This is a genomic window from Streptomyces sp. NPDC028928 (genome assembly GCF_055564915.1).
The window spans coordinates 67,336-90,322 of record NZ_JBVHVI010000021.1; the positions used below are offsets into that span (position 1 = coordinate 67,336).

Here is a 22,987-nt window from a genome sequence, read left to right on the forward strand (position 1 = left end):
AACGGCTTTCGGTCGACCCGCAGCCAGCGGGTCCCAGGTCGGCCCGAAGGGCGCCGGGCCCCCATCCGCCGAGGTACGAAGGTGCCCGCAGGCGGCCGGAAGGTGCCGAAAAGCATCACTCTTACCCCGCTCTTGGGGAATCGACACCACGATACGCACGCGCTGTCACGTCTTCCCAGGCGGCGGCCACTATGGTGGACCCTGCGTACGAGATGAAGGGGCAGCAGTGAACGACGGCGACGGGACCCTCGCGGCCAAGGCCCAGGGGAGGCAGTTCGGTCCGCTCGGCACGGCCTTGGTGATCATTCCGACCTACAACGAGGCGGAGAACATCAAGACCATCGTCGGCCGGGTACGCAAGGCCGTCCCCGAGGCGCACGTACTCATCGCGGACGACAACAGTCCCGACGGCACCGGCAAGCTCGCCGACGAGCTGGCCGCCGAGGACGACCACGTCCACGTGCTGCACCGCAAAGGCAAGGAGGGCCTCGGCGCCGCCTACCTCGCGGGCTTCCGCTGGGGCCTGGAGCGGGACTACGGCGTGCTGATCGAGATGGACGCCGACGGCTCCCACCAGCCCGAGGAACTGCCCCGGCTGCTCACCGCCCTCAAGGGCGCCGACCTGGTCCTCGGCTCCCGCTGGGTGCCCGGCGGCCGGGTGGTGAACTGGCCCAAGTCCCGTGAGTTCATCTCCCGCGGCGGCAGCCTCTACTCCCGCCTCGCCCTGGATCTGCCGCTGCGCGACATCACCGGCGGCTACCGCGCCTTCCGCCGCGAGACGCTGGAGGGGCTGGGGCTGTCCGAGGTCGCCTCGCAGGGCTACTGCTTCCAGGTCGACCTGGCCCGCCGCGCGATCAAGGCCGGCTACCACGTGATCGAGGTCCCGATCACCTTCGTGGAGCGCGAACTGGGCGACTCCAAGATGAGCCGCGACATCCTGGTCGAGGCGCTGTGGCGGGTCACCGCCTGGGGCGTCGGAGACCGCGTCGGCAAGCTCACCGGCAAGGACAAGCACGTCTAGGACAGCGCCGGGTGATCAGGCCCTTATCCCGCGCTGAGCCGCGCCCGGGCACACTGGGGAGCATGACGACTGGCGCTCCGACCTCTCCGTACACCGCCCGCCGCCGGCCTTCCCGGCTGCGCAGGTATCTGCCGCTGGGCCTGGCCGCGTGGCTGGTGCTGGAGATCTGGCTGCTGACCGTGGTCGCGGGCGCGGCGGGCGGACTCACGGTGTTCCTGCTGCTCGTCGCGGGAGTCGTGGCCGGCTCGGTGGTCATCAAGCGGGCAGGCCGCCGCGCCTTCCAGAGCCTGAACGAGGCACTGCAGCAGGGCGGCTCGCCGGCGCGCGGCGGCGGCAACGGCCTGATGATGCTCGGCGGCCTGCTGCTGATGATCCCCGGCCTGGTCTCGGACGCGGCGGGCCTGCTCCTGCTGCTCCCGCCGGTCCAGAAGGCGGTGAGCCGCTTCGCGGAGAACGCCCTGGAGCGCAGCCTGCGCAAGGCCGCCCCGGGCAGCCTGGGCGACGCCTTCCAGCAGGCCCGCATGCACCGGCCCGACGGCAAGGTGGTGCGGGGCGAGGTCATCCGGGACGACCGGCCGCACGGTACCGCGCAGGAGCCCCGCCCGCCGCTGACACGCTGACCCGGCTGACACGCTGACCCGTGAAAAGACGCTGACGACAAAGACTGCGGGCGCCGTACGTGGAGATCACGTACGGCGCCCGCAGTCGGATACGTTGCGCTGTGGACCGGCGGAAGCCCCGCTGGGACTAGGCGCTCTTGCGGCTGTCCCGGGGATGGACGGCGATGTTCATCGCCCCCGAGCGCAGAACCGCCAGACGCTCCTCGAGGACCTCTTCGAGCTCCTCGCGGGTGCGCCGCTCCATCAGCATGTCCCAATGGGTACGTGCGGGCTTGGCCTTCTTCTCCTCAGGGCCGTCGCCGTCCACCAGGAGTGCCTGGGCGCCGCAGACCTTGCACTCCCACTCCGGCGGGATCTCCGCCTCGACCGAGAAGGGCATCTCAAAACGGTGCCCCTTCTCACATGCGTACTCCACGGCCTGGCGCGGGGCCAGGTCGATGCCGCGGTCCGTCTCGTAGCTGGTCACCACGAGGCGCGTACCGCGAAGAGCTCGCTCACTCATGAATCGTGCCTCCCGGGCTTGTCGCCCACAGGACAGGTGTCGCTGTCGTCGTCATCCGGTCAACGTCCGGTCGGCGGTAAAGATTCCCGTTCCGAGTCCCGTTCCGGGTCATGCGTCGCCGTCGTAGCCGCCCCTTGTTCTACCCACAGGCGCCCGGTTTGTCACATCTGCTAGCAGATGTCACCCAGCGTTTCGGCATCTTTGACGCGCAGTAACGGTACGCCTGGCAGGCCAAACGCGTACACTACCGCCCTTTCACGCCGAGTGCTAAATCGACGCTAGATCTTTTCCGGAACCGGGTTCCCCGCCTCGCGGATCGCCCGCCGTACCGGGACCCGTGCGAGCAGGGCGAAACCCAGGACGAAGAAGGCCACCAGGGAGAAGATCGCGGACCGGTAGCTTCCGGTCAGCTGGTAGGTGAGGCCGAACAGCAGCGGGCCGAGCCAGCTCATCCCGCGGTCGCTCATCTCGTACGCGGAGAAGTACTCGGCCTCCTTGCCCGGCGGCACGAGATGCGAGAACAGCGACCGGGACAGCGCCTGGCTGCCGCCGAGGACCAGGCCGATCCCGGCGGCCAGCGCGAAGAACCACACCGGCGCCCGCGCGGGCAGGAACCAGCCCGCCGCCAGCGTGAGCGTCCACGCCACCAGCGAGCCGAGGATCGTGCGCTGCGCGCCGTACGTCCGCGCCAGCCGGCCCATCACCAGCGCGCCCGCCACGGCCAGCACCTGCACCAGGAGCACGGCCCCGATGAGCGTCGACTGCCCGAGTCCCAGCTCCTTCGAGCCGTAGACCGAGGCCTGGGTGATCACCGTCTGGATGCCGTCGTTGTAGACGAGGTACGCCAGCAGGAACGCCAGGGTCAGCGGATGCCGGCGCATGTCCCGCACCGTCGCCGCCAGCTGCCGCGGCCCCGGAGCGGTGGCGTTCTCCCGCTCCGCGCGCGCGTGGCGGTCGCGCAGCCTGCGCAGGGGTACGAGGGTGAAGGCGCCCCACCACAGACCGGCCGAGGCCAGGCAGATACGGACCGCCGCCGTCTCGGAGAGGCCGAAGGAGTCGTGCGCCGAGTAGAGCACCAGGTCGGCGACGAGCACCAGGGAGCCCGCCGCGTAGCCGAAGGCCCAGCCCCGGGAGGAGACCGCGTCACGCTGCTCGGGCGGGGCGATCTGCGGCAGGTAGGAGTTGTAGAGCATCATCCCGACCGACTGCGCCGCGTTGGCCACGACGAGGAGCACCCCGCCGAGCAGATAGCGGTCGCCGTCCAGGAAGAACATCCCGGTGGTCGCCGCCGCGCCGGTGTACGCCGCCGCGGCGAGCAGCGGCTTCTTGCGGCCCGTGCGGTCGGCCACGCTGCCCACCAGCGGCATCAGGACGACCGCCACGATCACCGACAGGGACACCGAGTAGGCGAAGAAGGAGCCCGCGCGGACCGGGACGCCCAGCGGGTGCACATAGCCGTCGCCGTCCGCGGCCCGCTCGGCGACCGAGGTGAGGTAGGGGCCGAGGAACACCGTGAGGACGCTCGTCGAGTAGACCGAGCACGCCCAGTCGTAGACGTACCAGCCGCGCTGCTCGCGCCGGAGGCCGACGGCTTCGTCCGCCGCCCCGGTCCGCACGGTGTCGGTGCTCACCCGTGCCCTCGCTTCCCCGTGCTCCTGCGAAGGCTCGGTCCCGGCGGCAGGGCGGTCAGACCCAGACGCCGCGGTCCTCCATGACCTTGCGCAACATGTCGATGTGATCGGTCATGATGCCATCAACCCCGAGGTCCAGGAGCCGGTGCATCCGGTCCGCCTCGTTGACCGTCCACACGTGCACCTGCAGCCCGCGCGCGTGGGCGGCGCGGACGAAGCGGTGGTCGACCACGGGCACGCCCGACTGGGCCTCGGGCACCTGCGCGGCCACGGCCGAGCGGCGCACCGCGGCCGGCAGCCCCCAGGAGCGCAGCCGCAGGTTCAGCACCCCGCGCGTGCCGAACGAGGTGGCCAGCCGCGGCCCGGCCAGCCGCTGCGCCCGCAGCACACGCGCCTCGGAGAAGGAGCCCACGCAGACCCGGTCCCAGGCGTTCGTGCGCTCGATCAGCTCCAGCAGGGGCCGCAGCGCGGGCTCCGCCTTGATGTCGACGTTCCAGCGGGTCTCGGGGAACGTCTCCAGCAGCTCCTCGAACAGCGGCACCGGTTCCCGGCCGCCCACGCGCGCGTGCCGTATGTCCGCCCACGGCAGGTCGGCGATCCGGCCCGCGCCGTCGGTGACCCGGTCCAGGGTCTCGTCGTGGAACGCGACCAGCCGGCCGTCCGCCGAGGCGTGCACATCGGTCTCGATGTACCGGTAGCCCAGCTCCACCGCGCGCCGGAACTGGGCCACGGTGTTCTCCAGGCCGTCGGCGGCCCCGCCCCGGTGGGCGAAGGCGATCGGCCCCGGGTGGTCCAGGTACGGGTGGCGCAGGGGCGGTGTCGTGAGGGTCACGCACGCAGTATCGCTCGTTCGGGTGTCGCACCGGCAACGACCGTGCTGCCCGCCGATGCCGCCGGGACGGCGAACACCCGCAGGAACGTTTGCACCAGCGGGCCGATCGACACCGCGTACAGCACGGTGCCCACCCCGATGGTGCCGCCCAGGAGGACCCCGGTGATCACCACCGCCACCTCGACCGCCGTCCGTATCAGCCGGACGGACCGGCCGGTGCGCCGGTGCAGCCCCGTCATCAGCCCGTCGCGCGGACCCGGCCCGAACCGCGCCGCGATGTACAGGCCGGTCGCCACGCCGTTCAACACGATCCCCGCCAGCATCAGCGGGACGCGCACGGCGAGGGAACGGGCGTCCGGGAGCAGCGCGAGCGTGCCGTCCATGGCGAGGCCGATCACGACGACGTTGGAGACCGTGCCGAGCCCGGGTCGCTGGCGCAGCGGGACCCACAGCAGCAGCACCGCCGCGCCCACGACGATCAACACGGCCCCGATGCTCAGCCCGGTCAGCTCCGCGAGCCCCTGGTGCAGCACGTTCCACGGCTCCAGCCCGAGCCCGGCCGCCACGAGCAGCGCGGAACTGGCGCCGTAGAGGGTGAGTCCGGCGTACAGCTGGACCAGCCGGCGGGGGAGGTGGCGGCTGGGAGGGGAGACGCCCGAGACGCTGGGCGTGGAGGCGTCGGCGGTCTCGGGAGGGGAGGCGTCGGCTGTGGCGGTGTCGGGAGTGGACACGGGAATTCCCCCCTGGGTGGTGGCGGTGGCCTGACGCATGACACTCTGTGGCTTGGGATGAATCGCCATCCATGGCCAATTCGGGGAAGGTGGACTGATCTTCATGGCGCAGTGGACCTCGGCTGTGGGGGCCGCGCAGCTAGCCCGGCTCCTCAACTCCCAGCAGGACCGCCCGGCCGGCCCCGGCACCCGGCGTCCCCCCGCCTACCGCGCCCTCGCCGACGGCATCCGGCTGCTCGTGCTGGAGGGCCGCGTGCCGGTGGCCGCGCGCCTGCCCGCCGAACGCGAACTGGCCCTGGCCCTGTCCGTCAGCCGCACCACCGTCGCGGCGGCCTACGAGGCGCTGCGCGGCGAGGGCTTCCTGGAGTCCCGGCGCGGAGCCGGCAGCTGGACCGCCGTACCGGCCGGCAATCCGATCCCGGCCCGCGGCCTGGAACCCCTGCCCCCCGAGGCCCTCGGCTCGGTGATCGACCTGGGCTGCGCCTCGCTCCCGGCCCCCGAGCCGTGGCTGACCCGGGCCGTGCAGGGCGCGCTGGAGGAACTGCCGCCGTACGCCCACACCCACGGGGACTACCCGGCCGGACTGCCCGCGCTGCGCTCGATGATCGCCGAGCGCTACACCGCGCGCGGGATACCCACCATGCCGGAGCAGATCATGGTGACGACCGGTGCGATGGGCGCCATCGACGCGATCTGCCACCTCTTCGCGGGCCGCGGCGAGCGGATCGCCGTGGAGTCCCCGTCCTACGCCAACATCCTCCAGCTGATGCGCGAGGCGGGCGCCCGCCTGGTCCCCGTCGCGATGGCCGAGGGCCTGTCCGGCTGGGACATGGACCGCTGGCGCCAGGTGCTGCGCGAGGCCGCACCGCGGATGGCCTACGTGGTCGCCGACTTCCACAACCCCACCGGCGCGCTCGCCGACGAGGACCAGCGGCGCCGGCTGGTGGACGCGGCCCGTTCGGCCGGTACGGTGCTCGTCGCCGACGAGACGATGACCGAGCTGTGGCTGGACGAGGAGTTCCGCGACGGCGGCATGCCCCGGCCGGTGTGCGCCTTCGACCCGGCCGGCTCCACGGTGATCACGGTCGGTTCGGCCAGCAAGGCGTTCTGGGCGGGGATGCGGATCGGGTGGGTGCGGGCGGCGCCGGACGTCATCCGCAGCCTGGTCGCTGCCCGGGCCTACGCCGACCTGGGCACGCCGGTGCTGGAGCAGCTGGCCGTGAACTGGCTCTTCAGCACCGGGGGCTGGGAGCAGGCGGTCGAGCTGCGCCGGGCACAGGCCCTGGAGAACCGGGACGCGCTGGTGACCGCGATCCGGCGGGAGCTGCCGGACTGGGAGTTCGAGGTGCCGCAAGGGGGCCTGACCCTCTGGGTCCGCGCCGGCGGCCTCTCCGGCTCCCGCCTCGCGGAGGCGGGCGAACGGACCGGCGTCCGCGTCCCCTCCGGTCCCCGCTTCGGCGTCGACGGCGCCTTCGAAGGCTATGTCCGCCTTCCGTTCACCGTCGGGGGAGCGGTGGCGGAGGAAGCCGCGGTACGGCTCGCCGCCGCGGCTCGCCTGGTGGAGTCGGGGGCGACGGGGGGCACGGAGGCACCGCGCACGTTTGTGGCGTAGGCGGGGCGGGGGCGGGCGGGGGCGCCCGGGGTGTGTCTCCGGCCGCGGGTCCGTCGCGGCCGGTCGCGCAGTTCCCCGCGCCCCTGGGGAACGGCAGCGCCGTCGGCTGCGCCCCAGGGTGCCCGTTCAGCTCTCGGCTGCCACAGCCTCCGCGGCCACCGGATCCTTTTCCACTGTCGGCTTCGACAGATCCGTCGGCTCCGCTGCCACGGCAGTGGCCCGCGCCGGCAGCAGTTCCAGCACCGCCTGCCGGTCGGCATCGCTCGTGGCGTCGTCGTAGGGGTCAGGGGTCCGCGGTACCTGCAACCGGTGCACCGGACCGGACCCCAGCCGGGCGTACCCCCGTCCGGGCGGCACATGGGCCATCGGCGTCGTGTGCGGCGGCACGCCCAGTACCGTCTCCACCTGCTGCGGCGCCGCCGTCCCGAGCACGACACGCGCGCGCGTGTGCTGCCGTACCGCGTCGCTCAACGCCTCCGCGCTGTCGAACTGCTCCGCCACGACCACGGTCACGTTCGCCGCGCGGCCGTGCCGCAGCGGCACCTGGAGCAGCGCCTGAGGGTCCTTGCGGCCGTCCGTGGCCGCGAGGTGCGCGAAGACGCTGGGGCGGTCCAGCAGGATCCACAGCGGGCGCCGGGTGTCCTCGGGCGGCGGGTCGCCCGCCTGCCGCGCCAGGTTGATCGCGATGAGCCGCCGCTCGGTCTCCTGCGCGGCCCACTCCAGGCTGGCCAGCGCCCCGGGCAGGGCGCACTCCACGCCGAGGACGCCCTCCCGGCCGGTCAGACAGGCGTACTCGCCGGTGCCGCCGCCGTCGACGATCAGCACATCGCCGTACTGCAGGGTCTGCAGCGCGATGGACCGCAGCAGGGTGGACGTGCCGCTGCCGGGGTGGCCCATGGCCAGCAGGTGCGGCTCGGTGGAGCGGATACCGGTGCGCCAGACGACCGGCGGGACGTCGATCCGTTCCTCACCGTAGGAGAGGGGGAGCGTGCGCGGGACCTCGCTGGGGTCGGTGAAGCCGAGCACGGTCTCGCCGGGCGCGGTGACGAAGCGCTGGGCGGGGATGTCGGCTGGCAGCGGGGGGAGGACGGTGACGGTGAGCTGGTTGCCCTCCTCGTCCCACGCGAAGTGGTACTCACGGCTCCGCCCGGCCTTCGCGGCGAGCAACTGCTCGATCCGCGCGCGGGCCTGGGGCTCGCCGTCCGGGAAGTACGCGGGGTAGCGGATCACGAGGTGTCCGATGCGCCCGGCGTCGTCGAACTCGTGCGCCGCGAACGCCTTCTCCCACGCGCCGCCGTGCGCGTACAGCGGGGCCGGGTCGTCGGCACCGGAGAAGTACGGCACCAGGGCCTCGTACAGCGCCTGGAGCCGTTCGGTCTGGGACTCGTCGGGCCCTTCGGGCGCCGGCGGGGTGCGGTCGCGGCCGTGCCAGGCCGCTGCCGCCATCACGGTGATGACGGCGAGCAGCGGTCCGTACGGCATCAGGGCCACCAGCAGGAACACGGCGGCCACGAAGAACAGCAGCGGCCCGCGCTTGTCCTTGGGTGTGTCCGCCCACCTGCGCCGGCCGGCCGAGGCCAGCAGGCGCAGCCCGCGCGTGACGGTGATCAGCGGGTGGAGGACGTCGGTGGCGCTGTCGGCCGCCGTCCGGGCCAGCTCCCTGCTCCGGGCGATCTGCGTCCGGGCGATCTGGGCGCTGTCCTTGCTCAGAATGCGGGGGAGAGGGCGCCGGGCCACTGCTGACTCCTGTCGATGCGTGCGGGCGGGACGGGCAGGGTCAGAACTTGATGCCGCCCAGGAGGCTGGCCAGGCTCTCTCCTCCGGCTTTGATGCTCGGGGCGATGCCTGTGGTCGACAGGTAGAAGCCGAACAGGGCCGACACCGTGGCGTGCGAGCCCTTCAGTCCGTCCTTGCGGAAGAACAGGAAGACGACGATGCCGAGCAGCAGCACGCCTGAGAGGGAGAGGATCATTTCGGGCCTCCTGGTGTCGAAGGTGGGGGACAGTCACCATGAGTTCTTCCAGGATCACAGGATGTATCCATACGATTAAAGGTGCAACTGGGTGAAAATCGGTTGATTTCCCCCGCCCGGAGGAGCCGGTCAAGGCCCGGTTGACCAGGTGGGGTGCCTCGGGCGGGGGCTGCTGCTGATCTTTACCTCGGGCACATCGGGTCATGTGCCACGCGAGCCAGTACGCTGGCGATTCACTCGTACGAAGCAGTCCCCGAATCAGCATGGAGAGGCGGTCCGGCCGATGAGTGAAGCCCCCGACCCCGAGGTCGTGGAGCTGGCGACCAAGATCTTCGATCTGGCCCGGCAGGGTCAGACCGAGGCGCTCGTGGCGTACGTCGACGCGGGTGTTCCGGCCAACCTCACCAACGACCGCGGCGACTCCCTCGTGATGCTCGCCGCCTATCACGGCCACGCCGACGCGGTGCGCGCGCTGCTCGCCCGCGGCGCGGCGGCGGACCAGGTCAACGACCGGGGTCAGACCCCGCTCGCAGGTGCCGTCTTCAAGGGTGAGACGGACGTGATCAAGGCCCTCCTGGAGGGCGGAGCCGACCCTTCCGCAGGCACGCCGTCGGCCGTCGACACGGCCCGGATGTTCGGCAAGACGGAGCTTTTGGAACTGTTCGGCGTCCACTGACGCCGACGCGCTGACCAGGTACGACACGGAAAACGGGGGAGGCGGTACAGGGCCGCCGGAAATACGGTCGCGGCAGCTCACAGCGCGGGTCATCATGACGTCGTGATTCACGGACGCGCTGGCTGGGCAGGTGTTGCCGCACCGCGCGGGCCGTGATGCGGTCCGCATGGGCCACCGACGAGAGGCAGAGAGAGATGGTCTACAGCAAGCAAGAGACGGCGGGCGCTCCGACGTTGTGTCACGCGGCCAGGTAATGCGTGTTCCCCGGTTGCGTCGACGCTTGATGTGAGGCTGTTTCCCATGTTCGATCCGGTCATAGCGCCCAGCGGTACGCTGCTCGGCCTCCTGCAGAGGGGCCGCGGCGACGGCACGCTGCACGCGCTCACCGCCCCGCGCGCCGAAGCGCTCGCGGCCCTGAACCACTGTGTGCTGCGCGACCCCCGCCACGACTGGCAGGTGGAGAACCGCTCCCTGTACTACGCCCGGCTCTACCTCGACCTGAACGGCGAGCTGGACGCCGTGGAGGCGCACCTCTTCGACCCCGAGGACATCCTCGACACCGACGAGTCCCGCACCGGCCTGGCCCTGGCCGTCCTCGGCCACCTCGCCTCCTACGGCCGGCGGGACGCCCTGGAACTGCTGCGCAGGTACGCCGCGCACGGCTCCAACTGGGCCTGGGCCCTGGACGAGCTGGCCCTCCGGGACGACGACGCGGGCCTGCGCGCCCTCGCCGCCCCCGTCCTCGCCCGCTTCGGCACCGATCCCGAGGGCGAGGCCGAGCTGGCCGCCGCCGTACGCGACGCCTTCGAGCCACGGCCCTGGCGGCTGTGGGCCGAGGATCCGCGCGAATCGATCGCCACGCGTGTGCGTGCCGCGCAGGAGACCGGCTGCTTCGACCGCTGGCAGCGGCAGATGCGACCGACGGGGCCAAGGCCGGGGTGGAGCGTGGCCGCCGTCTTCGAGTGGGCCCAGCAGGGCATGGAGCGCGGTGCCGCCCTCCATGTGCCCGCCGCCCGCTGCCTGGCCGCCGTGGCCGGCCCCGAGGACCGGCCCGAAATCCTCCAGGCCGCCCGGACCGGCACCGACGGAGCCCGCTGCACCGCACTGCGCTACCTCGCCGACAGCAACGACCGGGACGCGCTCGACCTGATCGAGGCAGCGGTCAGCGACGGGACGGCGCCCGTCGTGGAGGCCGCTCTCGACGCCTTCGAACGGATGCGCAGTGTCGCCGCCGTCGACCGCGCGCGCGGCTGGGCCCAGCGTCCCGACGCGCTCGGCGCCGCCGCCGGCCGCATGCTCGCCTGCCGCGGCGGCACCCAGGACCGCGATCTCGTCCTCGGCGCCCTCCGCGAGGCCGTACGCGGCGAGGGGCCGGACGCGCCCACCCTGTGGACCCTCGTCGACGGCGCCGGACGCCTCGGCATCGCCTGTGCGGCCCCCGTCCTGCGCCACGTCTACCGCGAGACGGCCTCCTCCCACCTCCGCGGCCGTGCCGCCCGGGCACTGGCCGCCACCGACCCCTCCTTCGCCACCGGCTTCGCCGTCGAATGCCTGTGGGACTGCGAGGAGACCACCCGCGAACTCGCCGCCCGGCACGCCGAGACCGGTGACGCCCGGGTCGTGGAGCGCCTGCGCCGCCTGGCAGCCGATCCGGCCGAGGAGGACGAGGTGCAGACCGCGGTACGCAGCCGCTTCGGGCCCGACGCGGCCCTCGGCTGAGCCCCCCGGCCCGGCCCCTGCCCGGACATCCGTCCCGGCGGACGACCGCCCGCCGGGTGAACACCGGGTGACCCGCGGGTCAGGCGGCCATGACGGCCGTCCGACCCGCTCGGGTGTGCAGCCCAACGCTCATGGGACGTTCCCCGCGCCGAAAGATCGAAGTTGACGCGGGCACGTCCGGCGCGGCGACAACACCCGTATGCGTGTCGTCATCGTGACCGAATCCTTTCCCCCCGATGTGAACGGCGTGGCCCACTGCGCGCTCCAGACCGCCCGGCACCTCGTAGATCGCGGTCACCACCCGCTCGTCGTCGCCCCCGCTCCGGCGCCCGGCACCGGCCCGGACACGAACGCCCCGTGCCCGGTCGTCCGGATCCCCTCCCTCCCGCTCCCCGGCTACCCCCAGGTCCGCGTCGCGCTGCCCAGCCGGCGCCTCGCCGCGGCCCTCGTCTCCCACCGCCCCGACGTCGTCCACCTGGCCAGCCCCTTCGTCCTCGGCGTCCGCGGCATGGCCGCCGCCGCCCGGCTCGGCATCCCCGCCGTCGCCGTCTACCAGACCGACCTGGCCGGTTACGCCCGTACCTACATGGGCGCCGGAGAGGCCGCCGCCTGGCGGCGGATCCGCTCCGTGCACGCCGCCGCCGACCGCACCCTGGCCCCCTCCAGCGCCGCCCGGTCCGACCTGGAGCAGCACGGCGTACCGCGGGTACGGCTGTGGCCGCGCGGGGTGGACACCGTACGTTTCCGGCCAGAGCACCGGGACGAGGCGCTGCGCCGCGAACTCGCCCCGGACGGAGAACTGATCGTCGGCTACGTCGGCAGGCTCGCCCCCGAGAAGCACGTCGAACTCCTCGGCGGAGTCTGCGGGCTGGCCGGCGTGCGGGTCGTGGTCGTCGGCGACGGACCCAGCCGGGTCCACCTCACCGAGGCCCTGCCCGGCGCCGTCTTCCTCGGCCGCCGTACCGGCGCCGAACTGGCCCGCGTCTTCGCCTCGCTCGACCTGTTCGTGCACACCGGTCCCTTCGAAACGTTCTGCCAGACCGTCCAGGAGGCCATGGCCAGCGGTGTCCCGGTCGTCGCGCCCGCCGCCGGCGGCCCGCTCGACCTGGTCGACCACGGCCGCACCGGCCTGCTCGTCCCGCCGCGCGACGCCACCGCCGTACAGGAGGCCGTCCGCGCCCTGGCCGCCGATCCCGCGCGCCGGGCCGCGTACGGCGCCGCCGCCCGCGCGACGGTCGAGGGCCGCACCTGGGCCGCCGTGGGCGACCAGCTGCTCGTCCACTACGACGACGTCCTCGCGGACCGGACGACGGCGGTGGCGGCATGACCGGCCAGTCCCTGCGCATCGTCCGCCTCGCCAACTTCGTCGCCCCCGCCTCCGGCGGCCTGCGCACCGCCCTGCGCGAACTCGGCAAGGGCTTGCGGGCCGCGGGCCACGAACCGGTCCTGGTCGTGCCCGGCGAACGGCACACCGACCGCGACACCGAGCAGGGCCGGGTCATCACCCTGCCCGGCCCGCCGCTGCCCGGCACCGGCGGCTACCGCGTCCTCACCGACAAGCGGCGCGTGGCCGCCCTCCTGGAGGAGCTGGCCCCCGACCGGCTGGAGGTGTCCGACCGGACCACCCTGCGCTGGACCGGCCGCTGGGCCCGCCGCGCGCGCGTGCCCGCCGTGATGGTCTCCCACGAGACCACGGACGGCGTGCTGCGCACCTGGGGCCTGCCCGAGCAGCTCGCCCGGCGCGCCGCCGACTCCCTCAACACCCGGACCGCGCACGTCTACTCGCGGGTGGTGTGCACCACCGAGTTCGCCGAGCGCGAGTTCATACGCATCGGCGCGCGCAACGTCGTACGCGCCCCCCTGGGCGTCGACCTGATGGAACGCCACCCCACGCTGCGCGACCCCGGGCTGCGTGCCCGCCACGCGCGCGTGGACGAGGCGCTGCTCGTGATGGCCTCCCGGCTGTCCGTGGAGAAGCGCCCCGGAACGGCCCTGGACACCCTGGAGGCGTTGTTGCGGCGCGGGCGGCGGGCGGTGCTCGTGGTGGCGGGGGACGGGCCGCTGCGGGCCCGGCTGGAGCAGCGCGCGCGGGACCGCGGGCTCCCGGTGGCCTTCCTCGGGCACGTCTCCGACCGGATGGCCCTGGGTGCGCTCCAGGCGTCCGCCGACGTGTGCCTCGCGCCCGGGCCCGCCGAGACCTTCGGACTGGCCGCGCTGGAGGCCATGGCGTGCGGCACACCGGTGGTGGCGAGCGCGTCGTCCGCGCTCCCCGAGATCGTCGGGTCCGCCGGAGCCACCGCCGCCGACGGCGGAGAGGCCTTCGCGGACGCCGTGGAACTGCTCCTGGAGCGCGGCGAGCCCGCGCGGCGGGAAGCCGCACGCGCGCGTGCGGAGTGCTTCGGCTGGGGAACCGCTGTGGAGGCCTTCCTGGCGGCCCACGACGCGGAGGTGCTGCGCCCCGCCGGTACCCGGCCCGCCGTGCCGGGAGGCGTGGCATGAGAGCCGGTGCCGCACGACAGCGGAGCAGAGCCGTCCGCTTCGTCGCCCTCGGGGACTCGCTGACCGAGGGCGTGGGCGACCCGGTCGGTAGCGGGTGGCGGGGCTGGGCCGCGCTGCTGGCGGCCTCCCTCGCCGAGGAGGGCGAGCACGTGCGGTTCACCAACCTCGCGGTCAGCGGGGCGCAGACCCGGGACGTACTGGAGAAGCAGACGCCGGCCGCCCTGGAGCTGCGGCCCGACCTGGTGTCCGTGGTCATCGGCGTCAACGACACGCTGCGCCACACCTTCGACATCCACGCCGTGGCCGCCCGTCTCGACCAGGTCTACGCGTCCTTCGCCCGGCAGGGCGCCACCCTGCTCACCGCCTGTCTCCCCGACCCCGGCGCGATGCTCCGGCTCCCGGACGCCCTGGCCCGCCCGCTGGCCCGCCGGCAACGGGCGGTCAACACGGTCGTCCACGCGCTGTCCGACCGGTACGGCGCCGTCCACCTGCACGCCGCGGACGACGGCTGGATCACCGACCGGAGCCTGTGGAGCGCGGACCGGCTGCACCCGGCCGAGCGCGGCCACCGGCAGCTCGCCGTCCGCTGCCACGCCCTGCTCGCCGAGACCGGCCACGCCACCGGCCGGCCGCCCTCGCCCGAGCCGGAGTTCCCGGCGCCGACCCGCACGGCGAGCCTGTGGTGGCTGGCCACGGCCGGCACCGGCTGGGTACTCCGGCGCTGCAACGACCTGCTGCCACAGCTGCTGCGCCTCGCCGCCGACGAACTCCACCACCGCGCCCGGGGCGCCAGCACCCGCCTCGACCTGCGCGCGTCGGCGGAGGTCTCGTCCGCCTTGGCGTCTGTGGAACGCGCGGCCAGCGGCGACTGGGCGGAGGCGGCGGGGAGCCTTGAGGCGAGGACGACTGGGGCGGTCACGGCCGACGAGAGCGCGGCCGGCGGGGCGGTGGGCCGTACCGGGGCCGTTGCGGGTGTTGAGCCGGTGGGTGCTGCTGGGTCGGTGGCGGTTGTTGAGCCGGTGGGCCTGGCCGGCGCGGTGACGGGGGCTGACGCGGTGGGCCCGGTCGGTGGGGTGGGGGTCGATGCCGGCCGTGCTGGGTCGGTCGGGGCGGTGACGGCTGTTGAGGCTCTGTCGGGTGGGGCGGCCGTAGAGGCGGTTGGTGCTGTGGGGGTCGCCCCGGAGGCGTACCCCGGCCGGGGTACGCCTCCGGGCGGTGAGGCTCAGCGGCGTCGTACCGGTACGAACCGGACGGGGGTGCCCGGGAGTGCCTGGGCGGCGGCCGGTAGGTCGGCGGTGCGGACCACCGCGATCACCGGGTAGCCGCCGGTGGTCGGATGGTCCGCGAGGAAGACCACCGGGCGCCCGTCCGGCGGGACCTGCACCGCGCCGAGGACCATGCCCTCGCTGGGCAGTTCACCGGGCCGGGCCCGCTCCAGGGCGGGCCCCTCGGTGCGCAGGCCGATGCGGTTGCTCGCCGCGGACACCCGGTACGCGCGCGTGGCGAGGTCCCGGACCGCCCGCGCCGTGAACCAGTCGTCGCGTGGCCCCGGGGTCACCCGGAGGACGAGTTCGGCCGGCGGACGCGGCTGCGGCGCGCCGTCCACGCGCGCGGGAGGGCCGGCCGGGGCCCCCAGCGGCAGCACCATGCCGTCCGTCAGCGGGGCCGGGCCCAGGCCGGACAGCAGGTCGGTGGCGCGGCTGCCGAGGACCGGCTCGACGGCGATGCCGCCGCCGACGGCGAGGTAGCCGCGGACGCCGGCCGTGGCGGTACCCACCTCCAGCAGCTCGCCCGCCGGCACCACGACCGGAGCACCCCACGCGGCCGGGCGGCCGCCCACCGCCACCGGGCAGGGCGCACCGCCGACCGCGACGGTGACCGTCGAACGCGGGCGCAGCGCACAGCCGTTGAGCGTGGTCTCCAGTACGGCGGCGTCCGGCGGATTGCCGACGAGCCGGTTCACCAGCGCCGCAGCCGGCGGGTCGAGCGCGCCGGACCGGGGCACGCCCAGATGCGCGTACCCCGGCCGCCCGCGGTCCTGCACGGTGGTCAGCGCCCCGGCGCGCACCACGACGAGCGCACGATCGGTCATACGCCCACCCCGGGTACCGCGCTCCCCGCCGGTACGGCGCCCACGCGCGCGTAGGAGGCCCTCATGCGCCCTCCACAGGAACGAACCGGACGCGCGCCCCCGGCGCCAGCAGTGCGGCCGGTACGCGCGTGTGGTCCCACAGCACCGCGTCCGTCGTGCCGATCAGCTGCCAGCCGCCCGGCGAGGAGCGCGGGTACACACCGGTGTACGGCCCGGCCAGGGCCACCGCACCGGCGGGGACGGACGTGCGCGGGGTGGCGCGGCGCGGGACGTGGTAGCGGTCCGGAAGGCCGGTGAGATAGCCGAAGCCGGGCGCGAAACCGCAGAAGGCCACCGTGAACTCGGTGCCGGCGTGGATCCGGGCCGCCTCCCGCTCGGCCACCCCCCAGCGCTCGGCGACCGCCGCGAGGTCCGGGCCGTCGTACCGTACGGGCAGTTCGATCAGCTCGCGCGCGTGGGAGGGCACCGTCGGCACCCGCGCGGTGGTCAGCTCCGCCGCCCAGCGGGCCGGATCGGCCAGCCCGTCGAGCAGGACCGTACGGGCCGCCGGAACGATCTCGCGGACCGTCAGCGTGCCGTCCGCACGGCGCCGTACCAGCTCCGCGTGCAGGGCCTGGGCCTCCTCCCCCGAGGACACCTCGACCAGCAGTGCGTCGTCGCCGACGGGAAGCGCCCTCACGCGAACGCCTCCACCCGCACACCCGCCGCCACCAGCCGCTCGCGCACCCGGCGGGCCAGACCGACCGCGCCCGGAGTGTCGCCGTGCAGACACAGCGACCGGGCGCGCACCTGGATCCGCGCGCCCGAGTGGGCGATCACCGCGCCGGAGCGCGCGAGGCTCACCGAGCGCTCCACGACGGCGTCCGGGTCGGTCACCACGGCGCCGTCCCGGTCGCGCGGCACCAGCGTGCCCTCGTCGGTGTACGCGCGGTCCGCGAAGGCCTCGGTGACGGCCGGCAGGCCCGCCTCGGCGGCCAGCGCCAGCAGGCGCGAGCCGGGCAGGCCCAGCACCGGCAGCGAGCCGTCCGCCAGCCGCACGCCGTCGATCACCGCGCGGGCCTGCTCCTCGTCGTGCACGACCCGGTTGTAGAGCGCGCCGTGCGGTTTGACGTACGCCACGCGCGCCCCCGCGGCCCGTGCGAACACCTCAAGAGCGCCGATCTGGTAGGCCACCTCGGCCGCCAGTTCGGCGGGCGGCACATCCATCGCGCGCCGCCCGAAACCCGCCAGGTCCCGGTAGGAGACCTGCGCGCCGATCGTCACCCCGCGCTCGGCCGCCCGTTCGCACACCCGGCGCATGGTGGCCGCGTCCCCGGCGTGGAAGCCGCAGGCCACGTTGGCGCTGGTGACGACGGACAGCAGCTCTTCGTCGTCGGTCAGCCGCCAGCGGCCGAAGCCCTCGCCGAGGTCGGCGTTCAGATCGATCGCGGTCATGGTGTTCTCGTGTCTCCGGTTCTCGTGGAGTTTCCTTGTACGCGGGTTCCGGTACGGCCGGCCTCAGTCGATGCCGACCAGCCGGTACTGCTCGTCGCGGGCGTCGGTCAGGAACATCTGGCCCGGCGCGTGCGTGATCGCGAACGGCGGCCGGGAGGCCGTCACGGCCGCCTGGGGGGTCACCCCGCAGGCCCAGAACACCGGGATCTCGCCGTCGGCGACGGTCACCGGATCGCCGAAGTCGGGCCGGCCGAGGTCCTCGATGCCGAGAGCCGCGGGATCCCCGCAGTGCACCGGACCGCCGTGCACGGCCGGCAGCAGGCTGCTCTCCCGGATCGCCGCCCGCAGGTGTTCCGGCGGCACCGGCCGCATGGACACCACCATCGGCCCGCGCAGCCGGCCCGCCGCCCGGCACTCCCGGCCGGTCACGTACATCGGCACGTTCCGGCCCTCCTCGACGTGCCGGATCGGCACGCCCGCGCGGGCCAGCGCCCACTCGAAGGTGAAACTGCACCCGAGCAGGAACGACACCAGGTCGTCGCGCCAGTACGCGCGCGCGTCCGTGGGCTCGTCCACCAGCTCGCCGTCCTGCCACACCCGGTAGCGCGGCAGGTCGGTCCGCAGATCGGCGCCCTCGGCCAGGACGGTCGTCGGGGACCCCGCGTCCGTGACGTCGAGCACGGGACAGGGCCTGGGGTTGCGCTGGCAGAACAGCAGCATGTCGTAGGCCCAGTCGGCGGGCACGGCGATCAGGTTGGCCTGCGTGTGCCCCGCCGCCACTCCGGCGGTGGGTCCGGCCAGGCCCTCGCGGAAGCGGGCCCGCGCGGCTTTCGGGCTCCACGCGTGCGCGTGCGCGTCGACCGTGGTGACGGGACGGTCCCCGGTACGGTTCACCCGCGTCATGCCAGCTCCTTCCCGCGCGTCTCCGGCAGCCCGAGCAGCGCCAGTGCCGCGAGGCCGTAGCCGATCGCGCCGAAGACCAGCGCGCCGCCGACGCCCCAGCTGTCCGCGAGGAAGCCCACGAGGGTCGGGAACACCGCGCCCACCGCGCGGCCCGTGTTGTACGTGAAGCCCTGGCCGGTGCCGCGGACCGCCGTCGGGTACAGCTCGCTCAGATAGGAGCCGAAGCCGCTGAAGATGGCCGACATGCAGAAGCCGAGCGGGAAACCGAGCACCAGCAGCAGGGTGTTGGCGCCGGACGGGATGTTCGCGTACGCCAGGATGCACAGCGCCGACAGCAGAGCGAACAGCCAGATGTTGTTGCGCCGGCCGAGCCGGTCGGTCAGGTGGCCGCCGGTCAGATAGCCGAGGAAGGCGCCGGAGATCAGGAAGGTCAGATAGCCGCCGGTGCCGACGACCGACAGGCCCCGCTCGGACTTCAGGTACGTCGGCACCCAGGTCGCCAGCGTGTAGTAGCCGCCCTGCACGCCGGTGGACAGCAGGCCCGCGAAGACCGTGGTGCGCAGCAGGCCCGGGGCGCCGTCCCGGCCCGGCCGGAAGATCGCCCCGAAAGAGCCACGCCCCGGGTCCTGTTCGCGGGCCGCCGTCGCCGTGGGAGCGTCGTGCACCTTCCGTCGCAGCCACACCACGAGCAGCGCCGGCAGCGCGCCGGTCCAGAACATCACCCGCCAGGCCAGGTCGTCGCCGGCGAAGGAGAAGACCAGCGTGTAGACGATCGCCGCCAGTCCCCAGCCGACCGCCCAGGAGCTCTGGACCGCGCCGAGCGTACGGCCGCGGTGGCGCGCGCTCGCGTACTCGGCGACCAGGATCGCGCCGACCGCCCACTCGCCGCCGAAGCCCAGGCCCTGCAGGGCGCGGAAGACCAGCAGCGTCTCGTAGGTGGGCGCGAAGCCGCAGGCGACGGTGAAGACGGCGTACGTGAGCACCGTGATCATCAGGGCCCGGACCCGGCCCACGCGGTCCGCGATCACGCCCGCCGCGGCGCCGCCGACCGCCGAGACCACCAGCGTGACCGTGGTGAACAGGCCGGTCTGGCCGCTGTCGAGACCGAAGTACGCCGCGAGCGCCACCATGCTCAGCGGCAGGGTGAAGTAGTCGTAGGAGTCCAGGGCGTATCCGCCGAAAGCACCGGCGAAGGCGCGCCGGCCGCGCGGGCCGAGGGCGTGCAGCCAGCCGAACGCGCCGTCCTCGGCGGTGTGTTCGGCCGCTGCCGGGCGTACGCCGGCGGAGGGGGCGGACCGGGGCGGTGGAGTCGTGCTCATGGGCACCTCGCAGAGAGGGACGGAGGGTGCTGGGAAGTGAGCCGTGCGGAGCACCGTAGAGGATCGTTCAACGATCCTTCAATACCCGCGTTGTCTCGTCCTGGTGTCTGCGATTGAATTCCGGGCATGGCAGAGCAGCTGACGGGACTGGCCGGCGACCGGGTCCTCCTGGGCCGTACCAGCACCGCGGAACGGGTTTCGGACATCCTCAGGAGCCGCATCGCCGAGGGCTACTTCCCGCCCGGCACCCGACTGTCGGAGGACAGCATCGGCGGGGCGCTCGGCGTCTCCCGCAACACCCTGCGCGAGGCGTTCCGGCTGCTCACGCATGAGCGCCTGCTGATCCACGAACTCAACCGAGGCGTGTTCGTGCGGGTCCTGACCGTCGAGGACGTGGAGGACATCTACCGCACGCGTGCCCTCGTCGAGTGCGCCGTCGTCCGCGGGCTGGGCGGCCCCCCGTACCGGCTTGGCGGGCTCATCGCGGCGGTCGAGGAGGGGCGGACGGCGGCCGCGGAGAACGACTGGAAAGGGCTGGGTACGGCCAACATCCACTTCCACCGGGAACTCGTCTCCCTCGCCGGCAGCGAACGCACCGACGAGCTGATGCGCAGCGTCTTCGCCGAGCTGCGCCTCGCCTTCCACGTCGTGGACGACCCGCGCCGCCTGCACGAGCCGTACCTCGCCCGCAACGCCCAGATCCTGCAGGCGCTGCAGGCCGGGGACCGGCGCGGCGCGGAACGGATGCTGGAGACCTATCTCGCGGACTCGCTGGAGCGCGTGGTGGAGGTCTACCGGCGCAGGGTGGGCGAGGAAAGCGCCCCGTAGGGGCGCGGGGAACTGAGCGGCCCGCCCCGGACGGTCCGTGCCCGGACGACGACCCGCAGCCATGCCGGCCGAACCGGCGGAGCTGTCGTTTGGGACGATGTCAGACCCAGGACCTAGTCTGTGCACCGTGACTTCGCCTGCATCGACGGACCGTGTTCCGCCCCAGCTCAGCGCGGGGCCGCGCCCGGCTCCGGGCCCGGCCGCCGACGAGGGGCTGGCGCGCCGGCTGCGCGCGCTCGCCTGCACCGCGCCACTGCACGACCTGGACGCGCGCAAGGCCAACCTGGCCGGCGAGTACTCGGTGTACGGGATGGCCGAGGTGGCGCTGGCCGCCATCGACCTGGTCACGCTGAACATGGACTTCGACACCGGCGCCGACCACGAGCAGATCGTGGCCCGGCTGATCCCGCGCATCGCCGCCCAGGCCCCGCACCGGCCCGCCGCCGAGCACGAGCGCGTGGCCCGCTGGGTCCTGGAGAACCTGATCAACGTCGGCAGCGTGGACCGCGGCTTCCGCGCGGTCTACGGCACCTTCGCGCCGGACGGCACCTACGTCCGCCGTGACTACGACTTCAAGCTGATCGAGGAGGTCCCGGGCCCCGGCGGCACGGTCTACCTGCGGACCACGGACGAGGCGGTCAACGTCCTGGTCGGCGCCCTCGACACCGACGTCACCAGCGCCCAGATCGCCGCCGAGGTCAAGCTGGAGGTGCTGATCAACCGCGGCCGGCTCGCCGACGCCCAGCTCGCCGCCGAGCAGGCCCGCTACCGCACGGTGCAGTACTCCGAGACGCTCCGCCGTGCCCTGGACGCCACCCGGCGCAACGTCCGCGCGGTCGACTGGCTCCACTCCGTGCCCGACATGATCGCCGAGGCCCTGGACCACGTGGCCGAGCGCTACCGCCACGAGAACGCCATCCTCACCAACATCCGCAAGGCCCGCGACGAGACCGAGGAGCCCGAGCACAAGCGCCGCGCCGCCGAACTGGTCGACATCGTCAAGGACTGCATCCGCCGCCACACCCAGCTCCAGTCGCGCCTGCTGGAGGCCGGCCCGCTGTTCCGCGCGGAACAGGACCGGCAGGCCTTCGCCGCACCGGCGGCCACGTCCGGGATAGACCTCTACGGCCATCTCGTCGCCCCCGTCCTGCCGCTGCCCCTGGAGCAGGCGATCCGGGTCACGGACGCGTTCTTCGCGCGCGGCACCGGCCTGCGCACACCGGTGTCCGTCCGAGTCGGGGACCTCGTCGACATACTGCTGACCCCGCCCGTCGAACGGGAGCACCTGGGCGCGGAGATGCCCGAACCCGACCTGATCGCGACGCCGGACGACAGCCGGTTCAGCGAGGAGCAGCTGGCCGCCGCGACGGAGCTGCTCGACCTGCCGGCCGACGCGCCGCGCAGACTCTCCGGACTGCTCGCCGAGGCCCGCCGGACCGGTGACCCGGACCTGGCGTACCTGGTGGCGCTGCTGGCGGTCCACGCGGCCAGCCCGGCCGTCGGCACCGCCTACCGGCAGGGCGAGGAGAAGCTGCTGTTCGCCGTGGACGACGGGACCGAACTGGACGATCCCGAGTTCGGCGGGGCGGACCTGATCGTGGGAACCGCCCTGCTCGACGCGGCCGGAATGGCCGCGGACCGGACGGAAGCAGCATGAGTGGACAAGAGCACGACAAGGAGCCGAACCCGTGACCGAGCACGTCGACCGGAGTGAACCCGAGCCTGCCGCCGCGCCGGCGGGCTCCGCCGTCACCCCCGCCGACGCCGCCGACGCGGCGCGGCTCGTCGCCTTCGGACTCCAGCCCAAGCTGGCGCCCGCACGCGACCAGGAGTACACCGACCTGCTGCGCCGCTACCGCGAGGACCCGGCGTTCGCCCGGCTCGCGGACGCCGTCGCCGCCGGTCTGGGCCTCGTCGTGCTGGAGGTGTCCCCGCGCGCGGGCATGGCCGTGACCGCCGCCGAGGACTCCGTCTTCGCCGTCCGCATGGGTGACTACGCGCGTCGCACCGCCGCCGACTCCGGCGACCGCTTCCTGCACGGACTCGCCCATCTCGCGGTCGCCGCGCTGGCGTTCCCGCGCCCCGAGGACCTGTCCGACGACTCCTACATCGGCCGGGTCACCGTCAATGGCGTCGACGCCTTCGTCCGGCAGGCCTGCCGCCGCCTGGAGGAGCGCGCCGAGGAGCAGGGCGAGAACACCGACCCGGCGACCGGCGCGCCCGGCCTGGAGGCCGCCTGGCGGATCTGGGCCAGACGCAGCGCCACCGGCGCCACCAAGGACGCCCGCCGGCCGGCCGCCTCCACCACCGGCATCGTGGCGAAGGCCCTGGCCTTCCTCACCGACTCGGGCTTCCTGCAGCGCACCGGCGACGACAACGGCGGCACCTACCGCACCACCGCCCGCTACCAGCTCCAGGTCCGCGACATGGCCGGCAGCGCCGCCCTGGCCGAACTGCTGGAGCTGGGCGTCGTCCCGATCACCGACGGCACGGCCACGCTGCTGCCCGCCGAGGACACCGACGACCTGGACCTGGTGGCCGACGCCGGGCTCCCGTTCCACTCCTGACGTCCTGAAGCTCCCGCAGCTCCAGGAAC

At 73.8% G+C, this 22,987-nt stretch carries 21 protein-coding genes and 1 pseudogene; 11 read left to right on the plus strand and 11 right to left on the minus strand.

The genetic code is table 11. The features are described 5' to 3' along the window. The first annotated feature begins 226 nt into the window (after window positions 1-226). Together ACZ4U1_RS36715 and fxsA are read left to right on the plus strand one after the other, a co-directional pair. Window positions 227-1,021: a polyprenol monophosphomannose synthase gene (locus tag ACZ4U1_RS36715; RefSeq protein WP_467908502.1), complete on the plus strand. Its 795-nt coding sequence runs from the start codon at window positions 227-229 to the stop codon at window positions 1,019-1,021. Window positions 1,022-1,083: 62 nt separating this feature from the next. Further along, window positions 1,084-1,641 (plus strand): FxsA family membrane protein, encoded by a 558-nt coding sequence (fxsA, locus tag ACZ4U1_RS36720; protein WP_467908503.1) that lies wholly within the window; start codon window positions 1,084-1,086, stop codon window positions 1,639-1,641. A 127-nt stretch (window positions 1,642-1,768) separates the two neighbouring features. Here fxsA and ACZ4U1_RS36725 read toward each other — a convergent pair whose 3' ends face one another. The 4 genes from ACZ4U1_RS36725 to yczE all read right to left on the minus strand — a co-directional run bounded on the left by ACZ4U1_RS36725 (window position 1,769) and on the right by yczE (window position 5,376). Continuing rightward, window positions 1,769-2,143 carry an RNA polymerase-binding protein RbpA gene (locus tag ACZ4U1_RS36725; protein WP_003977404.1) on the minus strand — a complete coding sequence of 125 codons (375 nt, stop codon included), beginning with the start codon at window positions 2,141-2,143 and terminating at the stop codon, window positions 1,769-1,771. Window positions 2,144-2,421: 278 nt separating this feature from the next. After that, on the minus strand, window positions 2,422-3,774 hold the full coding sequence (locus ACZ4U1_RS36730) for an MFS transporter (protein ID WP_467908504.1): 1,353 nt from the start codon (window positions 3,772-3,774) through the stop codon (window positions 2,422-2,424). Between the two features lie 55 nt (window positions 3,775-3,829). Continuing rightward, on the minus strand, window positions 3,830-4,606 hold the full coding sequence (locus ACZ4U1_RS36735) for a glycerophosphodiester phosphodiesterase (protein WP_467908505.1): 777 nt from the start codon (window positions 4,604-4,606) through the stop codon (window positions 3,830-3,832). Further along, window positions 4,603-5,376, minus strand: coding sequence for a membrane protein YczE (gene yczE / locus ACZ4U1_RS36740; RefSeq protein ID WP_467908506.1), 774 nt, complete (start codon window positions 5,374-5,376; stop codon window positions 4,603-4,605). Before yczE ends, ACZ4U1_RS36735 begins: the two co-directional genes overlap by 4 nt. Before the next feature lie 64 nt (window positions 5,377-5,440). Here yczE and ACZ4U1_RS36745 point away from each other — a divergent pair, with 64 nt between their 5' ends. Further along, window positions 5,441-6,949 (plus strand): SCO1417 family PLP biosynthesis transcription factor, encoded by a 1,509-nt coding sequence (locus ACZ4U1_RS36745; protein WP_467908507.1) that lies wholly within the window; start codon window positions 5,441-5,443, stop codon window positions 6,947-6,949. 126 nt (window positions 6,950-7,075) lie between these two features. Here the strand turns inward: ACZ4U1_RS36745 and ACZ4U1_RS36750 are convergent, their stop codons facing one another. Both ACZ4U1_RS36750 and ACZ4U1_RS36755 read right to left on the minus strand, forming a co-directional pair. Next, complete coding sequence (locus ACZ4U1_RS36750) at window positions 7,076-8,686, minus strand: ATP-binding cassette domain-containing protein (RefSeq protein ID WP_467908508.1); 1,611 nt, start codon at window positions 8,684-8,686, stop codon at window positions 7,076-7,078. Between the two features lie 40 nt (window positions 8,687-8,726). After that, the gene (locus tag ACZ4U1_RS36755) at window positions 8,727-8,921 is read right to left on the minus strand and encodes a hypothetical protein (RefSeq protein ID WP_030620070.1); all 195 of its coding nucleotides are present in this window, start codon (window positions 8,919-8,921) and stop codon (window positions 8,727-8,729) included. A gap of 283 nt (window positions 8,922-9,204) precedes the next feature. Between ACZ4U1_RS36755 and ACZ4U1_RS36760 the strand changes: the two genes are divergently transcribed. The 5 genes and pseudogenes from ACZ4U1_RS36760 to ACZ4U1_RS36780 all read left to right on the plus strand — a co-directional run. Continuing rightward, window positions 9,205-9,597: an ankyrin repeat domain-containing protein gene (locus ACZ4U1_RS36760; RefSeq protein ID WP_059248174.1), complete on the plus strand. Its 393-nt coding sequence runs from the start codon at window positions 9,205-9,207 to the stop codon at window positions 9,595-9,597. Between the two features lie 300 nt (window positions 9,598-9,897). After that, window positions 9,898-11,316, plus strand: a complete 1,419-nt coding sequence (locus ACZ4U1_RS36765; RefSeq protein ID WP_467908509.1) for a HEAT repeat domain-containing protein — start codon at window positions 9,898-9,900, stop codon at window positions 11,314-11,316. A 199-nt stretch (window positions 11,317-11,515) separates the two neighbouring features. Continuing rightward, window positions 11,516-12,643 (plus strand): glycosyltransferase family 4 protein, encoded by a 1,128-nt coding sequence (locus tag ACZ4U1_RS36770; protein WP_467908510.1) that lies wholly within the window; start codon window positions 11,516-11,518, stop codon window positions 12,641-12,643. Beyond that, a complete protein-coding gene (locus ACZ4U1_RS36775; RefSeq protein ID WP_467908511.1) occupies window positions 12,640-13,815 on the plus strand; it encodes a glycosyltransferase in 1,176 nt (391 codons plus the stop codon). The genes ACZ4U1_RS36770 and ACZ4U1_RS36775 overlap by 4 nt, the downstream gene beginning before the upstream one ends. Continuing rightward, window positions 13,812-14,672 (plus strand): annotated as a pseudogene (locus ACZ4U1_RS36780) (SGNH/GDSL hydrolase family protein); the annotation flags it as partial. The gene ACZ4U1_RS36775 and the pseudogene ACZ4U1_RS36780, both read left to right, overlap by 4 nt. A gap of 365 nt (window positions 14,673-15,037) precedes the next feature. Here ACZ4U1_RS36780 and ACZ4U1_RS36785 read toward each other — a convergent pair. From ACZ4U1_RS36785 to ACZ4U1_RS36805, 5 genes are all read right to left on the minus strand, one after another. Continuing rightward, on the minus strand, window positions 15,038-15,907 hold the full coding sequence (locus ACZ4U1_RS36785) for a 5-oxoprolinase subunit C family protein (RefSeq protein ID WP_467908512.1): 870 nt from the start codon (window positions 15,905-15,907) through the stop codon (window positions 15,038-15,040). A 61-nt stretch (window positions 15,908-15,968) separates the two neighbouring features. Next, window positions 15,969-16,586, minus strand: a complete 618-nt coding sequence (locus ACZ4U1_RS36790) for a 5-oxoprolinase subunit B family protein (protein WP_467908513.1) — start codon at window positions 16,584-16,586, stop codon at window positions 15,969-15,971. Next, window positions 16,583-17,341 carry a LamB/YcsF family protein gene (locus ACZ4U1_RS36795; protein ID WP_467908514.1) on the minus strand — a complete coding sequence of 253 codons (759 nt, stop codon included), beginning with the start codon at window positions 17,339-17,341 and terminating at the stop codon, window positions 16,583-16,585. The genes ACZ4U1_RS36790 and ACZ4U1_RS36795 overlap by 4 nt, the downstream gene beginning before the upstream one ends. Before the next feature lie 63 nt (window positions 17,342-17,404). Continuing rightward, window positions 17,405-18,244 carry a putative hydro-lyase gene (locus ACZ4U1_RS36800; RefSeq protein WP_467908515.1) on the minus strand — a complete coding sequence of 280 codons (840 nt, stop codon included), beginning with the start codon at window positions 18,242-18,244 and terminating at the stop codon, window positions 17,405-17,407. Further along, complete coding sequence (locus ACZ4U1_RS36805; protein ID WP_467908516.1) at window positions 18,241-19,563, minus strand: MFS transporter; 1,323 nt, start codon at window positions 19,561-19,563, stop codon at window positions 18,241-18,243. The genes ACZ4U1_RS36800 and ACZ4U1_RS36805 overlap by 4 nt, the downstream gene beginning before the upstream one ends. Before the next feature lie 126 nt (window positions 19,564-19,689). Here ACZ4U1_RS36805 and ACZ4U1_RS36810 point away from each other — a divergent pair, with 126 nt between their 5' ends. The 3 genes from ACZ4U1_RS36810 to ACZ4U1_RS36820 all read left to right on the plus strand — a co-directional run bounded on the left by ACZ4U1_RS36810 (window position 19,690) and on the right by ACZ4U1_RS36820 (window position 22,958). After that, window positions 19,690-20,391 carry a GntR family transcriptional regulator gene (locus tag ACZ4U1_RS36810; RefSeq protein WP_467908517.1) on the plus strand — a complete coding sequence of 234 codons (702 nt, stop codon included), beginning with the start codon at window positions 19,690-19,692 and terminating at the stop codon, window positions 20,389-20,391. A gap of 127 nt (window positions 20,392-20,518) precedes the next feature. Beyond that, window positions 20,519-22,048, plus strand: coding sequence for a hypothetical protein (locus tag ACZ4U1_RS36815; protein ID WP_467908518.1), 1,530 nt, complete (start codon window positions 20,519-20,521; stop codon window positions 22,046-22,048). Between the two features lie 31 nt (window positions 22,049-22,079). Next, entirely contained in the window at window positions 22,080-22,958 is an 879-nt protein-coding gene (locus ACZ4U1_RS36820; protein WP_467908519.1) for a hypothetical protein, read from the plus strand. The last annotated feature ends 29 nt before the right edge of the window (window positions 22,959-22,987 follow it).

What these genes read in the sequence shown, in the direction of transcription:
- fxsA (WP_467908503.1), top strand. Translation starts at nt 1,084, where the DNA reads ATGACGACTGGCGCTCCGACCTCTCCGTACACCGCCCGCCGCCGGCCT.
- ACZ4U1_RS36725 (WP_003977404.1), bottom strand. Translation starts at nt 2,143, where the DNA reads ATGAGTGAGCGAGCTCTTCGCGGTACGCGCCTCGTGGTGACCAGCTAC.
- yczE (WP_467908506.1), bottom strand. Translation starts at nt 5,376, where the DNA reads ATGCGTCAGGCCACCGCCACCACCCAGGGGGGAATTCCCGTGTCCACT.
- ACZ4U1_RS36745 (WP_467908507.1), top strand. Translation starts at nt 5,441, where the DNA reads ATGGCGCAGTGGACCTCGGCTGTGGGGGCCGCGCAGCTAGCCCGGCTC.
- ACZ4U1_RS36755 (WP_030620070.1), bottom strand. Translation starts at nt 8,921, where the DNA reads ATGATCCTCTCCCTCTCAGGCGTGCTGCTGCTCGGCATCGTCGTCTTC.
- ACZ4U1_RS36760 (WP_059248174.1), top strand. Translation starts at nt 9,205, where the DNA reads ATGAGTGAAGCCCCCGACCCCGAGGTCGTGGAGCTGGCGACCAAGATC.
- ACZ4U1_RS36765 (WP_467908509.1), top strand. Translation starts at nt 9,898, where the DNA reads ATGTTCGATCCGGTCATAGCGCCCAGCGGTACGCTGCTCGGCCTCCTG.
- ACZ4U1_RS36770 (WP_467908510.1), top strand. Translation starts at nt 11,516, where the DNA reads ATGCGTGTCGTCATCGTGACCGAATCCTTTCCCCCCGATGTGAACGGC.
- ACZ4U1_RS36775 (WP_467908511.1), top strand. Translation starts at nt 12,640, where the DNA reads ATGACCGGCCAGTCCCTGCGCATCGTCCGCCTCGCCAACTTCGTCGCC.
- ACZ4U1_RS36785 (WP_467908512.1), bottom strand. Translation starts at nt 15,907, where the DNA reads ATGACCGATCGTGCGCTCGTCGTGGTGCGCGCCGGGGCGCTGACCACC.
- ACZ4U1_RS36795 (WP_467908514.1), bottom strand. Translation starts at nt 17,341, where the DNA reads ATGACCGCGATCGATCTGAACGCCGACCTCGGCGAGGGCTTCGGCCGC.
- ACZ4U1_RS36800 (WP_467908515.1), bottom strand. Translation starts at nt 18,244, where the DNA reads ATGACGCGGGTGAACCGTACCGGGGACCGTCCCGTCACCACGGTCGAC.
- ACZ4U1_RS36805 (WP_467908516.1), bottom strand. Translation starts at nt 19,563, where the DNA reads ATGAGCACGACTCCACCGCCCCGGTCCGCCCCCTCCGCCGGCGTACGC.
- ACZ4U1_RS36810 (WP_467908517.1), top strand. Translation starts at nt 19,690, where the DNA reads ATGGCAGAGCAGCTGACGGGACTGGCCGGCGACCGGGTCCTCCTGGGC.